Genomic DNA, 13,502 nt, shown 5'->3' with positions numbered 1-13,502 from the left:
CTCCTCAGATAGACTTTTCAGCCAACAGAAAACTCAGCACCCGGTCACTGAACGCACTACCGGCCTGAACGTTGGACAAATGCGCAGCGTAGAACTCGGCGTACTCGGCGCCCTTCACTTGCTCTTGAATAAAGTGCCCGCCGGAAGGTGGCGTGACCGCGTCTTCGGCGCCGGCGATGACCAGGGTCGGCACGTTGATCAATGACAGTTGCTCACGGAAGTCGGCATCGCGTACCGCTGCGCAATTGGCCGCGTAACCTTGTGGCGAGGTGGCGGCGAGCATGTCGGTGATCCGCTTCGCCACTGCCGGATTGGCCTCGGCGAAGTCCGGGGTAAACCAACGGGCAATCGATGCATCGCGCAGTGCAACCATCGCTGCCGGGCCGTCGCGCAGGACGGTTTCGATACGCGGGTTCCACACAGAAGGATCACCGATCTTTGCCGCGGTATTGCACACCACCAGTTTGTGCAGACGCTCGCCGGCGTTGATCCCCAGCCACTGACCGATCAGCCCGCCCATGGACAGACCGCAAAAATGGGCGCGCTCGATTTTCAGGGCATCCAGCAATGCCAGCACGTCACGGCCCAACTGCTCGATGCTGTACGGCCCCGGCGTCACCAGCGAACGGCCATGCCCGCGGGTGTCGAAACGCAGCACCCGAAAGTGTTCGGTGAGCGCCGGAATCTGCACGTCCCACATGTGCAGGTCCGTGCCCAGCGAGTTCGACAGCACCAGCACCGGGGCGTGTTCCGGACCGTCGAGTTGGTAGTTCAGTTCGCCGTCGGCGAGTTGTACGAATCCCACAGAAATTCTCCTTCAGGCAGTCAAGGCAAAATGTTCGGCCAGCGCACGCTCAACCCAGGTTTGAGCCTGACCGAGGTAGTGCGCAGGGTTCATCAATTGATCGAGTTCAGCGCTCGACAGCTCGGCGGTCACTTGCGGTTCATCACCGAGCACCGCACGCAAATGTCGCTGCTCGGCCACCGCGCGCTTGCAGCACAGTTCCAGCAGATGGTGCGCGCTGTCGCGACCGATCCGTTGGGCGAGAACGATGCTCACCGCTTCGGCCAGCACCAGGCCTTGGGTCAACTCGAGGTTGTTCGCCATGCGCTCGGCGTCGACCTCCAGCCCTTCTGTTATCAACAGCGCTTGCTGCAACGCGCCGGACACCAGGCAGCAGATTTCCGGCAAGGTTTCCCACTCGGCATGCCACAACCCCAGGCTGCGCTCGTGCTCTTGCGGCATGGCGCTGAACAGTGTCGACAGCAGACCGGGAACACGCGTCGCGGCACCGATCAGCACGGCCGCGCCCACCGGGTTGCGTTTGTGCGGCATGGTCGAGGAACCGCCCTTGCCCGGTGCTGAAGGTTCGAAGACTTCCGCCGCCTCGGTCTGCATCAGCAGGCTGATGTCGCGGCCCAGTTTGCCGAGGCTGCCGGCGATCAGTCCAAGCGCTGCACCAAACTCCACCAGCCGGTCACGTTGGGTGTGCCAGGGTTGTTCCGGCAACGTGAGTTGCAGCTCCTGCGCCAGCGCTTCGGCAATCGGCATGGCCTGCTCGCCGAGGGCCGCGAGGGTCCCGCTGGCGCCACCAAATTGCAGCACCAACAGGCCCGGCTTGAGTACTTGCAGACGTTGCCGACTGCGGGTCACCGCTCCCAGCCAACCGGCGATTTTCATCCCCAGCGTGACCGGCGTCGCATGTTGCAGCCAGGTACGTCCGGCCATTGGCGTGAGCACATGGCGCCGGGCCTGGATCGCCAACGCTTCACCAAGTCGCGCCAGATCGGTCTCAATCAAGTGCAGTGCCTGACGCAGTTGCAGCACCAGGCCGGTGTCCATCACATCCTGGCTGGTCGCGCCCAGATGCACGTAACGTTCGGCGTTCTGATCATGCGCGGCGATCTGCTTGCCCAGCGCCTTGACCAACGGAATCGCCGAGTTACCGGCAATCGCTATCGCCTCGCCAAGGGCAGAAAAGTCATAGTGCTCGGCTTGGCAGGCCGCCTCGATCGGTGCAACCGCAGACGCCGGAATCAGTCCGACCCGCGCCTCGGCCCGGGCCAATGCGGCTTCAAAATCGAGCATGGCCTGAACCCGGCCCTGATCACTGAACACCTCACGCATATTTCGAGCCGTGAAATAGGCATCGAACAATTGATTGCCCGGTCGTTGCATAGGGGATTCCTTACGCGGCGCGCGCCCGATTCAGGCGCGCGCCGACAAGTCAAAGATCGTTTTCCAGATACGCTGCCTGTCTCGGCAAACGCAGGCTGAAGAGGAAGGCGACCGCCATCATCGCCGTCACGTACCAGTAGAAGGAGTTTTCGATACCCACCGATTTCAGGCTCAAGGCCACGTACTCGGCCGAACCGCCGAAGATCGCATTGGCCACCGCGTAGGCCAGGCCCACCCCCAGCGCACGGACTTGCGGCGGGAACATTTCGGCTTTCACCAGACCGCTGATCGAGGTGTAGAAACTGACGATTGCCAGTGCGACGGTGATCAGCCCAAACGCCAGGAACGGGTTGGTCACCGACTTCAAGGTCAGCAGGATCGGCACGGTGAACAGTGTTCCCAGAGCACCGAACCAAAGCATCGAGTTACGCCGGCCGATCTTGTCGGCGAGCGTGCCGAACAACGGCTGCATGCACATATATAGAAACAATGCGCCGGTCATGATGTAACTGGCAGTCTTGGCGGGCATCCCGGCAGTGTTCACCAGGTACTTCTGCATGTAGGTGGTGAAGGTGTAGAAAATCAGCGAACCACCAGCGGTGAAGCCGAGCACGGTAATAAAGGCGGCGGTGTTGTTCTTGAACAACGCGGCCATGCTGCCGGCATCTTTGTTTTCGCGCATTTCCTTGCTGGTGGTTTCTTTCAGTGAACGGCGCAGGAACAACGAAATCAATGCCGCTGCAGCACCGACCACGAACGGAATCCGCCAGCCCCAGGCACGCAGGTCGTCCTCAGTCAGGAACTGTTGCAGGATCACCAGCAGCGACACCGCGAGCAGTTGGCCACCGATCAAAGTCACGTACTGGAACGAGGCGAAAAATCCGCGCTGGCCCTTGAGCGCGACCTCACTCATGTAGGTCGCGGTGGTGCCGTATTCACCGCCCACCGACACGCCCTGGATCAGGCGAGCCACCAGCAGCAGGATCGGTGCCCAGACGCCGATGTCCTTGTAGGTCGGCAGGCAGGCAATCAGCAGTGAGCCGGCGCACATCATCAGCACCGAAATCATCATCGAGTTCTTGCGCCCGTGCTTGTCGGCCACCCGGCCAAACAGCCAGCCGCCGATAGGACGCATCAAAAACCCGGCGGCGAACACCCCGGCGGTGTTAACCAGTTGCACCGTGGGGTTGTCGGAGGGGAAAAACGCCGGGGCAAAATAGATCGCGCAGAAGGCGTACACATAGAAGTCGAACCACTCGACCAGGTTGCCGGAAGACGCCCCGACAATCGCAAAGATCCTTTTGCCACGCTCTTCAGCGGTGTAGAGACTGGTTATTGTTGTCATGTTGTTTCACTCAATGGGGACAGTGAGAGTCTAGACATACTTTGCAACAGCCCCTTTCCACAGATGCCGAAAAGGATCGCAGCCTGCGGCAACTCCAGTAGGAGCTGCCGAAGGCTGCGATCTTTTGACCTTAACTTCAATAATCGAAAAACACGGTCTCGGCATCGGTGCCCTGCAAGATCACATTCCACTGCAACGTGCCCGTCCCATCGGCTTTCGCCATCAAGGTCGTGCGACGTTCTTCCGGCACACAAGCCAGCAGCGGGTCGCTGACGTTGGCCGGTTCACCGTCAAAGTAGATCCGCGTCAGCAAGTGCTTGACCAGGCCTCGGGCAAAAACCAGTACCACCAGATGCGGCGCCTGTGTGCTGCCCTTGAGCCCTTGCACCGTCCCCGGTTTGATGGTGGTGAAGCGGAACCGTCCTTCTGCGTCTACCGGCACCCGGCCAAACCCTTCGAAATTCGGGTCCAGCGGTTTGTCCTGCTCGTCTTCTGGATGGTCATACTTGCCAGCGGCGTTGGCCTGCCAGACTTCCAGCATCGCGTCGTTGACGAAATCGCCGTTGCCATCGACCACCTGCCCGGTGATCGTTACACGCTCCCCAAGCGTTTCTTCGATGGTCAGGTTTTCGCGGTTCAACCAGGTCAGACCGATGTGGTAATACGGCCCGACGGTGTGGGAAGTAGTCGCGTTCAGCGTCATCTTATTTCTCCATCGGCGTGGCATCGCGGCCGCGCAAAACGATGTCCCAGCGATAACCGAGGGCGTAGGACGGAATGGTTTTTTCCAGGTCGAAACTGGCGATCAAGCGTTCTTTGGCGCTGGTATCCGGCACGCAGTTGTAAATCGGGTCGTAGGCCAGCAACGGATCACCCGGGAAGTACATCTGCGTGACCAGGCGCGTCAGAATGCTCGGCCCGAACAGTGAGAAATGGATATGCGCCGGGCGCCAGGCGTTGTGGTGGTTGCCCCACGGGTAAGCGCCAGGTTTGATGGTCTGGAACTGGTACCAGCCATCGGCGTCGGTCACGGTGCGACCGGTACCGGTGAAGTTCGGGTCCAGCGGCGCGTCATGCAGATCACGGTCATGGTTGTAGCGACCGGCCGCATTGGCCTGCCAGATCTCCAGCAGAATCCCCGGCACCGGCAAGCCGTTCTCATCCAGCACGCGGCCGTGAATGATGATCCGCTCACCCAAAGGCTCACCCTGATGTTGGGCGGTCAGGTCGTTGTCCCGCTCTTGCAGGAACTCGGCGCCGATAGTCGGGCCGGTGATTTCCGACAATGAGTGAGGCAAAAACACCAACGGCCTGGAAGGCGAACGGCGGTTGGTCGATTGATAGGCTGGGTGCAGATATTCCGGCTGAGTGCCCGCTTGCGGGCGACGATAACCAGGCTTGTCAGTCATGAAACTGTCCTCTTTTCTTGTTCGATAGCGCTGGTGCGCGTCAGATCCGTTCGATTGCCAGTGCCAGACCTTGGCCAACGCCAACGCACATGGTCGCCAGCGCTTTCTTGCCGCCGGTTTTTTCCAACTGATGCAGCGCCGTCAGCACCAACCGCGCACCGCTCATGCCCAACGGATGGCCCAAAGCGATGGCGCCACCGTTCGGGTTGACCTGCGCCGCGTCATCGGCCAGACCGAGTTCACGCAACACCGCCAGACCCTGACTGGCAAAAGCTTCATTGAGTTCGATCACATCAAAATCACTGACCGCCACGCCCAGGCGCTCGGTCAACTTGCGTACCGCCGGCACCGGGCCGATGCCCATCACCCGTGGCGCGACGCCGGCGCTGGCCATGCCCAATACCCGAGCGCGGGCGGTCAGACCGTGTTTTTTCACGGCTTCGGCAGACGCGAGAATCAGCGCTGCCGCTCCGTCGTTCACACCCGAGGCATTGCCAGCGGTGACGGTCTTGTCCGGGCCATTGACCGGTTTGAGTTTGCTCAGGGTTTCCAGGGTGGTGTCGGCGCGTGGATGCTCGTCCTGCTCGACCACGCTTTCACCCTTCTTGTGGGCAATGCGCACCGGGACGATTTCTTCGGCGAAATAGCCGGCAGCTTGCGCGGCCGCCGTCCGTTGCTGACTGCGCAGTGCGAAAGCGTCCTGATCTGCGCGGGAAACCGCGTAATCGTCGGCCACGTTATCGCCGGTCTGCGGCATCGCATCGACGCCGTACTGAGCCTTCATCAACGGGTTGATGAAGCGCCAGCCGATGGTGGTGTCTTCCAGTTTCATGTTGCGTGAGAACGCCGCATCGGCCTTGCCCATCACGAACGGTGCGCGAGACATCGACTCGACGCCGCCAGCAATCGCCAGCTCCATCTCACCGCTGGCAATCGCCCGGAACGCGGTGCCGATGGCGTCCATGCCCGAGGCACACAGTCGATTGAGGGTCACGCCGGGAATGCTTTCCGGCAACCCGGCCAGCAGCAATGCCATGCGCGCCACGTTGCGGTTGTCCTCGCCGGCCTGGTTGGCGCAACCGAGGAACACCTCGTCGACTGCGCTCCAATCGACGCTCGGGTTACGCTCCATCAGTGCCTTGATCGGCACGGCGGCCAGATCGTCAGCACGAACCGTCGACAAACCACCGCCAAAACGGCCGATGGGGGTGCGAATCGCATCGCAGATATAAACCTCGCGCATCAGGCTTCTCCCGGTGCTTGGCCATGGGCGGCAGCGGTACGCGCTTCAAGATCGCGCAGCGCGGTCAACTCGATGTCGGTCGGTTCGGCGGTGTGTTCCACCTGCTCGGCGAAGCGGATTGCCCAGCCGGTGGCGGCGATCACTTGCTCGCGGGTGACACCTGGGTGCAACGCGGTGACCACGAATTCGTTGCTGCCGGCTTCCGGTTCCATGATGCACAGGTCGGTGATGATCCCCACGGGACCGGCCCCCGGCAGACCGAGACGCTTACGCGAGTCGCCGCCTTCGCCATGACCGACCGAGGTAATGAAGTCGAGTTTGTCGACAAACGAACGAGCCGACTGCTTGAGGATGATCAACACGCTTTTCGCCGAGCCAGCGATCTCCGGCGCGCCACCGGCACCCGGCAAACGGACTTTCGGCTGATGGTAATCGCCGACCACGGTGGTGTTGATGTTGCCAAAACGGTCGACCTGAGCAGCACCGAGAAAACCGACGTCAATGCGCCCGCCTTGCAGCCAGTAGCGAAAAATCTCACCGGTCGGGACGACGGTGTCAGCGGTTTCCGCCAACTCGCCGTCACCGATCGACAGCGGCAATACCGTCGGCTTGGCACCGATCGGACCCGATTCGTAGATCAGGACTACGTCTGGAGAGGAAGTCAGACGCGCCAGGTTGGCCGCTTTCGACGGCAGGCCGATGCCGACGAAGCACACCGAGCCATTCTTCAGTCGGCGAGCGGCGGCGACGGTCATCATTTCATTGGTGGAGTAAGCCATTATTGAGCCTCCATTGCCGCGGCCAGCTTGGCCTGGAATTCACTGAAGTCAGCGCTGCCGTGGATGTATTCGTTGATCCACGCGGTGAAGGTTTCACGGTCGCGGGCAATCGGATCCCAGGCCTGGTAGAAGCGGTTGTCGCGTTCGGTGTAACCGTGGGCGTAGGACGGATGCGCGCCGCCGGGCACATGGCAAACGGCGCTCAAGGCCCAGGTCGGCAAGACGCAGGCGTTCATCGGCGCGTTCAGGTCGTCGACGATTTCTTCGACCGTGACGATGCAGCGCTTGGCGGCCAATGCGGCTTCCTTCTGCACACCGAGAATGCCCCAGAGCAAGACGTTGCCCTTGCGATCGGCCTTCTGCGCGTGGATCACCGTGACGTCCGGGCGCACCGATGGCACCGCCGCCAGCACTTCGCCGGTGAACGGGCAAGTCACGGTCTTGATCAACGGGTTGACCTTTGGCAAGTCGGAACCGGCGTAGGCCCGCAGCACTGCAAACGGCAGGCCGGAGGCGCCGGCAACATAGGCATTGGCCAGGTCGGCGTGGCTGTGTTCTTCGATTTCCAGCGCATGCGGCCACTGTTTCTCGACGGCATCGCGCAGACGGTGCAGCGAACCCACGCCCGGGTTACCGCCCCAGGAGAAAATCAGCTTGCGAGCGCAACCGGCACCGATCAACTGGTCGTAGACCAGATCAGGGGTCATGCGCACCAGCGTCAGGTCTTTCTTGCCCTGACGAATGATTTCATGACCCGCTGCGGTCGGAATCAAGTGAGTGAAGCCTTCGAGCGCGACGGTATCGCCGTCGTTGACGAATTGCTTCACCGCGTCGTGCAGCGAAAGGATTTCAGCCATGGGGTTGGACTCCCGATTCTCAGTAAACCGATGTGGAGGACAAGGCGCGATGAGCAGCGCCGGAATGACTGAAGATTAAGCCGCCGAAAAAACCCAAACAATCCGATAATCGACTAAGTGTTCGTTTATCGAACAGATTGTTGCCTCCCTATCGTTCCCACGCTCCGCGTGGGAATGCAGCCAGGGACGCTCCGCGTCCCAAGAGCGGACGCAGAGCGTCCATTGAGGCATTCCCACGCGGAGCATGGGAACGATCAACATTCAGCGTGGGAACGATCGCGACTCAATTCGCATCCGCATGGCTGACCATGCCTTTGATCACCACCGCCGTGGTGGCCAGCGCGGCCGGAATCACCAACGCGGTCAGTACCTGTTCGAAGTTCCAGCCCAGGCCCAACAACGTAGCGCCCATCCAGGCGCCGAGAATCGCCCCGAAACGGCCGATCCCGAGCATCCACGACACGCCAGTCGCCCGGCCTTGAGTCGGATAGAAGCGCGCCGCCAGCGACGGCATCGCCGATTGCGCGCCGTTGACGCACATCCCGGCGACCAGCACCAACGTTGCCAGCAGCGTGATGTTGCCCAGGCTCTGCCCTACAGCGTAGGCAAACACCCCAGCCAACAAGTAGAAAGTGCCGATCACCTTGTGCGGATTGAACCGGTCCATCGCCCAACCCACCGCCACCGCACTCAATACGCCGCCAAACTGGAACAGCGCGCCAATGAACGCCGCCTGCTCCATGCTCGCGCCGCTGTCACGCATCAGGGTCGGCAACCAACTGGTCAGCAGATAGACGATGACCAGCCCCATGAAATAGGTCAGCCACAGCAACAAAGTCCCGGTGCTATAAGTGCCGGAGAAAATCACTGCGAACACGTTGCGGGCCTTTACGGTTTTCTGTTCGGGCACGCTGAAACTCGATGCCTGGGCGACAACCGCCGGGTCAATCGGCGCCAGCGCCTTGCGCACCTTGTCGGTTCCACGATTGCGCACCACCAGGTAACGCGCCGACTCCGGCAACCACAGCAACAGCACCACCCCGAGGATCAACGGCAGAATCCCGCCAATCAGCAACAGGCTGTGCCAGCCGAACGCCGGGATCAGCTTGGCCGAAATGAAACCGCCGCCAGCCATGCCCAGGTTGAAGCCGCAAAACATGCTGGTCACCAACAGGGACTTTTTGCGTTCCGGGGTGTATTCCGACAACAGCGTGGTGGCGTTCGGCATACCGGCGCCCAGGCCGAGTCCGGTCAGAAAACGCAGTACCAGCAACTGATCGACGTTAGTGCTGTAAGCCGAGGCCAGACTGAAAGCACCGAACAACAGCACTGCGCCGACCAATACGACTTTTCGCCCAAAACGGTCAGCCAGCGGTCCAGAGCCCAGTGCGCCGAAGACCATGCCGATCAGCGCCGCACTCATCACCGGGCCAAGGCTGGCGCGGTCGATGCCCCAATCCTGGGACAGCGCGGGTGCGATAAAACCCATAGCCGCTGTGTCCAGACCATCGAGAAACACAATCAGGAAACACAGGATCACCACCCGCCATTGATAGCGCGACAGCGGTTGGGCATTGATAAAGGACTGCACATCGAGGCAATTCCCGACAGCGGATTGAGGCTGGTTCATTATTTTTATTCCAGGCAAGAAACGCAGGCGAACACGTGCTGGCAATCGCCGCTTCATTATTATTGGGTCGTCATCCGGCGCCTGGCTGTATGGCCAACAGCAGCGGATGACGCTGCCGCGACATTAATGAGGGAAGGGAAACAGCGTCAATTCGCCAAACGCGAGTCTGTGCGTTTATCGAACAGCTTACGCAAACAGCTGAGCACTCAACTCCCGACTGGCGCTCAACAATCCGGGCAAAAAACGCTGTTCCAGTTCGTTGCGGCTGACGCGCCCGGCATGCGTGCTGACGTTCAGCGCAGCCAGCACCTGACCGGATGCGTCGTACACCGGAACGGCAATCGAGCGCAGGCCTTGCTCAAGCTCCTGGTCGACAATGCACCAGCCTTGCTGCCGAACCTCCTGAAGACATTCGAACAACGACTCGCGCGTATGCAGAGTGCGGCTGGTCTTGGCCTGCAGTTCGGCATGTTCGAGGTAGTCGTGCAACGAAGCATCGTCCAGTGCTGCCAGAAGGATCCGACCCATGGAGGTGCAATAAGCCGGTAAACGCCCGCCCACCGACAGGTCGACGGAAATCAAACGCTGGGTCGTTGCCGAACGGGCGATGTACAAGATGTCATCACCTTCCAGCGTGGCCATGTTGCAGGCCTCGTGCAGCTGCTCGCTCATGCGGTCCAGGTACGGCTGGGCCGACACCGCCAGCGGCGTCGAGGACAGATAGGCATGGCCGAGGGTCAGGACTTTGGGCAACAGCGAATAGGTTCGACCGTCGGTGGTCGCGTAACCGAGTTTGATCAGCGTATGCAGGCAACGACGTACGGCGGCGCGGGGAATTTCCGTGCGATGGCTGATCTGCGCGATGGTCAAATGCCGCTTGCGCTCCTGGAAGGCTTGCACCACCGCCAGGCCACGGGCCAGGGAAGTCATGAAGTCCGGATCGCCGGTGAACGCCTGAATTCGCTTGGCTGGCGAGGCAACGATCGGCGGCGCCACTGAAGCAAAGGAATTACGCAATTGATCGTTCATTTCAGGTCATTCCCCAGAGTTCGACAGCTATTACAAGCTGCTCCGGATCGCAAGCACAAGCATGAGCAGCCAAGGTTGGGCGATTATCGAACCATTAATCGATAATCGCAATCAACTGACTGGAGGGCTATACAGGATGAGGGCTACGGGCGACCGTGTGTACGTTTCCTATAAAGCTTGGAATCTTTCATTACAGGTTTTCACACTTTTGCTGACACTGAATAACAGCCGCTTTCTAATCCACTCAATGTGGACGACTTAATGGCGCCAGGAAACGGGTCTGTAAAGACATTGCCAAACAGTGCACTGCGCACAAAACTTGCGGGCAACAAAACAAATTCACAGGACGAAGCACTTTTAAGTTATTCGAGATAGTGTTCTGCCGATCGGCCGCTATAATGCACTTCAGTGATGACCGCGTTTTTTGCAACTACCGGATCCAATCACTCAGGTAGTGCGAGGTTTCAACCCCGCTTCCTGCTCGCAAGCGCTTGACGCTCATTTCGAATGCCCGGCCAATGCGTTTGCAAAAAACAAGAAAACTGATGCTACGTCAGTGGTTCTGCTCTGGTGCCGTGGCCGCCTGCAAGAAGGAAGCTGTCAAGCACAACGCTGTCAGAATGGGTGTCTTGCCGGACACTCTGCTCGAGACGCTTGTGACCGACACAACGAAAGCAGTGCGTATCACCAGAATTTATCTCAACTCAATTAGGTAACACTGTGACGAAAGACGAACTGCGCGCGGAACTTGAGCGCCAGGAACAACGTTACAAGGAAGTTTACGGCGGGGAAGTCACCACCTACGCCGCTCAACCTGACCCGGAACGTAAACCTTGGCGTAAACGCGCCAGCATCCTCGATCAGGCCTTTACCCAGGAACTGCAGAAGATGGAAAAAGAACTCAAAGCCGAAGAGCCGTAATCGCTCCAGTTTGAGATCTTCCGGGCCTGCGTCGCCTTCAGCCACACGCTGAGTGGATTGGCGCTCCATATCGCGCCCGCTAAAAGCGGGCGATTGCCACCTCATTCCCACCGAATAAGGTAAATGGCGCTTGGTTGGCCCTCCTTACAGATATTTCACACACCCATTTCAGCTTCCCGTCGAAGCAACTGAAATGCCGACATGCGCCACAACCACCAATGAAATCAAAGGCTTGAAAAACCTACGACAACGCTGGGGTTTAGGGCCTTGTTACACACTAAATCGTTGAAGAATGTAACCGATGAGCAGCAAGTGCATTGATTAGCAGGGTTTTCTGGCATAATCGCGCCCCCTTATGACCGGGTCAGAAAACCTTCATGATCGATTTATTCAGCGGACTGGATGCTTGGGTGCTTGTGAGCCTCTTGCTCGCCCTGGCCTTTGTCCTCGCCTTCGAGTTCATCAACGGCTTTCATGACACCGCTAACGCGGTTGCCACTGTTATCTACACCAAAGCCATGCCGCCTCATCTGGCAGTGTTCTTTTCCGGTGTGTTCAATTTCCTCGGCGTGTTGCTGGGCGGCGTTGGCGTGGCGTATGCCATCGTCCACCTGCTGCCGGTAGAGTTGCTGATCAATGTGAATACCGGCCACGGGCTGGCGATGGTGTTCTCCTTGCTCGCGGCGGCCATCACCTGGAATCTGGGGACCTGGTACTTCGGTATCCCGGCCTCCAGCTCTCATACCCTGATCGGTTCGATCCTGGGTGTGGGTCTGGCGAACGCGCTGATCAACGACATTCCATTGGCTGACGGTGTTAACTGGCAGAAAGCGATCGATATCGGCGCATCCTTGGTGTTCTCGCCAATAGCCGGTTTCCTGGTGGCCGCGTTGGTGCTGATTGGCCTGAAATGGTGGCGTCCACTGTCCAAGATGCACAAGACACCGGACCAGCGCCGCAAGGTTGATGACAAGAAACACCCGCCGTTCTGGAACCGTCTGGTTCTGGTGATCTCGGCGATGGCGGTGAGCTTCGTACACGGTTCCAACGATGGCCAGAAAGGCATCGGCCTGATCATGCTGGTATTGATCGGTATCGTGCCGGCACAGTTCGTACTCGACCTGAGTAGCACTACCTACCAGATCGAACGGACTCGCGATGCGACCCTGCACCTGAGCCAGTTCTATAAGCGCAATGCCGATACTCTGGGTGAATTCCTGGCGTTGGGCAAAAGCCTGGATGGCGATTTGCCGGAAAAATTCCGCTGCAATCCGCAACAGACCGAACCAACCATTTCCGCCCTGCTCAGCACCCTCAAGGGTGTAGCGGACTACCACTCGCTGTCGCAGGAAAGCCGCATCGAAGTGCGTCGCTACCTGCTCTGCCTGGACGACACGGCGAAGAAAGTCGGTAAGTTGCCTGGCCTCGAAGCCCGCGAAAAGGCTGACCTGGACAAGCTGCGTAAAGACCTGACCACCACCACTGAATACGCCCCGTTCTGGGTGATTCTGGCGGTCGCCCTGGCGCTCGGCCTGGGCACCATGGTCGGCTGGAAACGCGTGGTACTGACCATCGGCGAGAAGATCGGCAAGCAAGGCATGACCTACGCCCAGGGAATGTCGGCGCAGATCACCACTGCGGGCATGATCGGTCTGGCGAACATCTTCAGCCTGCCGGTATCAACCACCCACGTACTGTCTTCGGGTGTAGCCGGGACCATGATCGCCAACAAAAGCGGCCTGCAAGGCGGCACCGTGAAAACCATCCTGCTGGCCTGGGTCCTGACCCTGCCGGCGACGGTAGCCCTGTCGGCCGGCTTGTTCTGGCTGGCATCGAAGGCACTTGGTAGCTGATTCATAGCTGTACAAAAAAGCGCGCCCTCCCAGAGGTCGCGCTTTTTTTATGCCCGTGTGTCCCAAAAGATCGCAGCCTTCGGCAGCTCCTACGAAGATCATCACCAGTGGCGCGCCTTTACCACTCAGGCCGGCTGTCAGGCCGCCATGCTTTGCTTTTGACCTGCCCGCCCCGTCGGAAGGCCGAGTGGAGGTGTTCATCAGGGGGTGGGCGCGCAGCGCCGTACGGCGCAGCCGGACACATCGAGAGGAGGTCG

The 13,502-nt window shown here is 59.8% G+C and carries 12 protein-coding genes; 2 read left to right on the top strand and 10 right to left on the bottom strand.

Translation table 11 applies throughout. The features are described from left to right. Positions 1–4: 4 nt before the first annotated feature. The 10 genes from pcaD to pcaR form a co-directional block, all read right to left on the bottom strand. Complete coding sequence (pcaD, locus tag AC1RKH_RS24555) at positions 5–805, bottom strand: 3-oxoadipate enol-lactonase (RefSeq protein WP_493063398.1); 801 nt, start codon at positions 803–805, stop codon at positions 5–7. Between the two features lie 12 nt (positions 806–817). After that, entirely contained in the window at positions 818–2,179 is a 1,362-nt protein-coding gene (locus AC1RKH_RS24550; protein ID WP_493063397.1) for a 3-carboxy-cis,cis-muconate cycloisomerase, read from the bottom strand. Between the two features lie 49 nt (positions 2,180–2,228). Then, the gene (locus AC1RKH_RS24545; RefSeq protein WP_493063396.1) at positions 2,229–3,524 is read right to left on the bottom strand and encodes an MFS family transporter; all 1,296 of its coding nucleotides are present in this window, start codon (positions 3,522–3,524) and stop codon (positions 2,229–2,231) included. 136 nt (positions 3,525–3,660) lie between these two features. After that, complete coding sequence (pcaG, locus tag AC1RKH_RS24540; protein ID WP_493063395.1) at positions 3,661–4,227, bottom strand: protocatechuate 3,4-dioxygenase subunit alpha; 567 nt, start codon at positions 4,225–4,227, stop codon at positions 3,661–3,663. Between the two features lies 1 nt (position 4,228). Next, a complete protein-coding gene (pcaH, locus tag AC1RKH_RS24535; protein ID WP_123428250.1) occupies positions 4,229–4,933 on the bottom strand; it encodes a protocatechuate 3,4-dioxygenase subunit beta in 705 nt (234 codons plus the stop codon). 40 nt (positions 4,934–4,973) lie between these two features. Further along, positions 4,974–6,179 (bottom strand): 3-oxoadipyl-CoA thiolase, encoded by a 1,206-nt coding sequence (gene pcaF, locus AC1RKH_RS24530; protein WP_493063503.1) that lies wholly within the window; start codon positions 6,177–6,179, stop codon positions 4,974–4,976. Beyond that, positions 6,176–6,958 carry a CoA-transferase subunit beta gene (locus tag AC1RKH_RS24525; protein WP_493063502.1) on the bottom strand — a complete coding sequence of 261 codons (783 nt, stop codon included), beginning with the start codon at positions 6,956–6,958 and terminating at the stop codon, positions 6,176–6,178. Before AC1RKH_RS24525 ends, pcaF begins: the two co-directional genes overlap by 4 nt. Then, the gene (locus AC1RKH_RS24520) at positions 6,955–7,812 is read right to left on the bottom strand and encodes a CoA transferase subunit A (RefSeq protein WP_493063394.1); all 858 of its coding nucleotides are present in this window, start codon (positions 7,810–7,812) and stop codon (positions 6,955–6,957) included. Before AC1RKH_RS24520 ends, AC1RKH_RS24525 begins: the two co-directional genes overlap by 4 nt. 283 nt (positions 7,813–8,095) lie before the next feature. Beyond that, positions 8,096–9,442, bottom strand: a complete 1,347-nt coding sequence (gene pcaK / locus AC1RKH_RS24515) for a 4-hydroxybenzoate transporter PcaK (protein WP_493063393.1) — start codon at positions 9,440–9,442, stop codon at positions 8,096–8,098. A 186-nt stretch (positions 9,443–9,628) separates the two neighbouring features. Then, positions 9,629–10,471, bottom strand: coding sequence for a pca regulon transcriptional regulator PcaR (gene pcaR, locus AC1RKH_RS24510; protein WP_123428260.1), 843 nt, complete (start codon positions 10,469–10,471; stop codon positions 9,629–9,631). Between the two features lie 720 nt (positions 10,472–11,191). Between pcaR and AC1RKH_RS24505 the strand changes: the two genes are divergently transcribed. Together AC1RKH_RS24505 and AC1RKH_RS24500 are read left to right on the top strand one after the other, a co-directional pair. Next, positions 11,192–11,392: a hypothetical protein gene (locus AC1RKH_RS24505; RefSeq protein ID WP_071551521.1), complete on the top strand. Its 201-nt coding sequence runs from the start codon at positions 11,192–11,194 to the stop codon at positions 11,390–11,392. A gap of 377 nt (positions 11,393–11,769) precedes the next feature. Beyond that, the gene (locus AC1RKH_RS24500) at positions 11,770–13,245 is read left to right on the top strand and encodes an inorganic phosphate transporter (RefSeq protein ID WP_493063392.1); all 1,476 of its coding nucleotides are present in this window, start codon (positions 11,770–11,772) and stop codon (positions 13,243–13,245) included. The last annotated feature ends 257 nt before the right edge of the window (positions 13,246–13,502 follow it).

The organism is Pseudomonas sp. GW822-FHT06B12 (assembly GCF_058799675.1).
The sequence above is the reverse complement of the archived record's forward strand: the minus strand, read 5'-3'. Positions and strand labels throughout refer to the sequence as shown.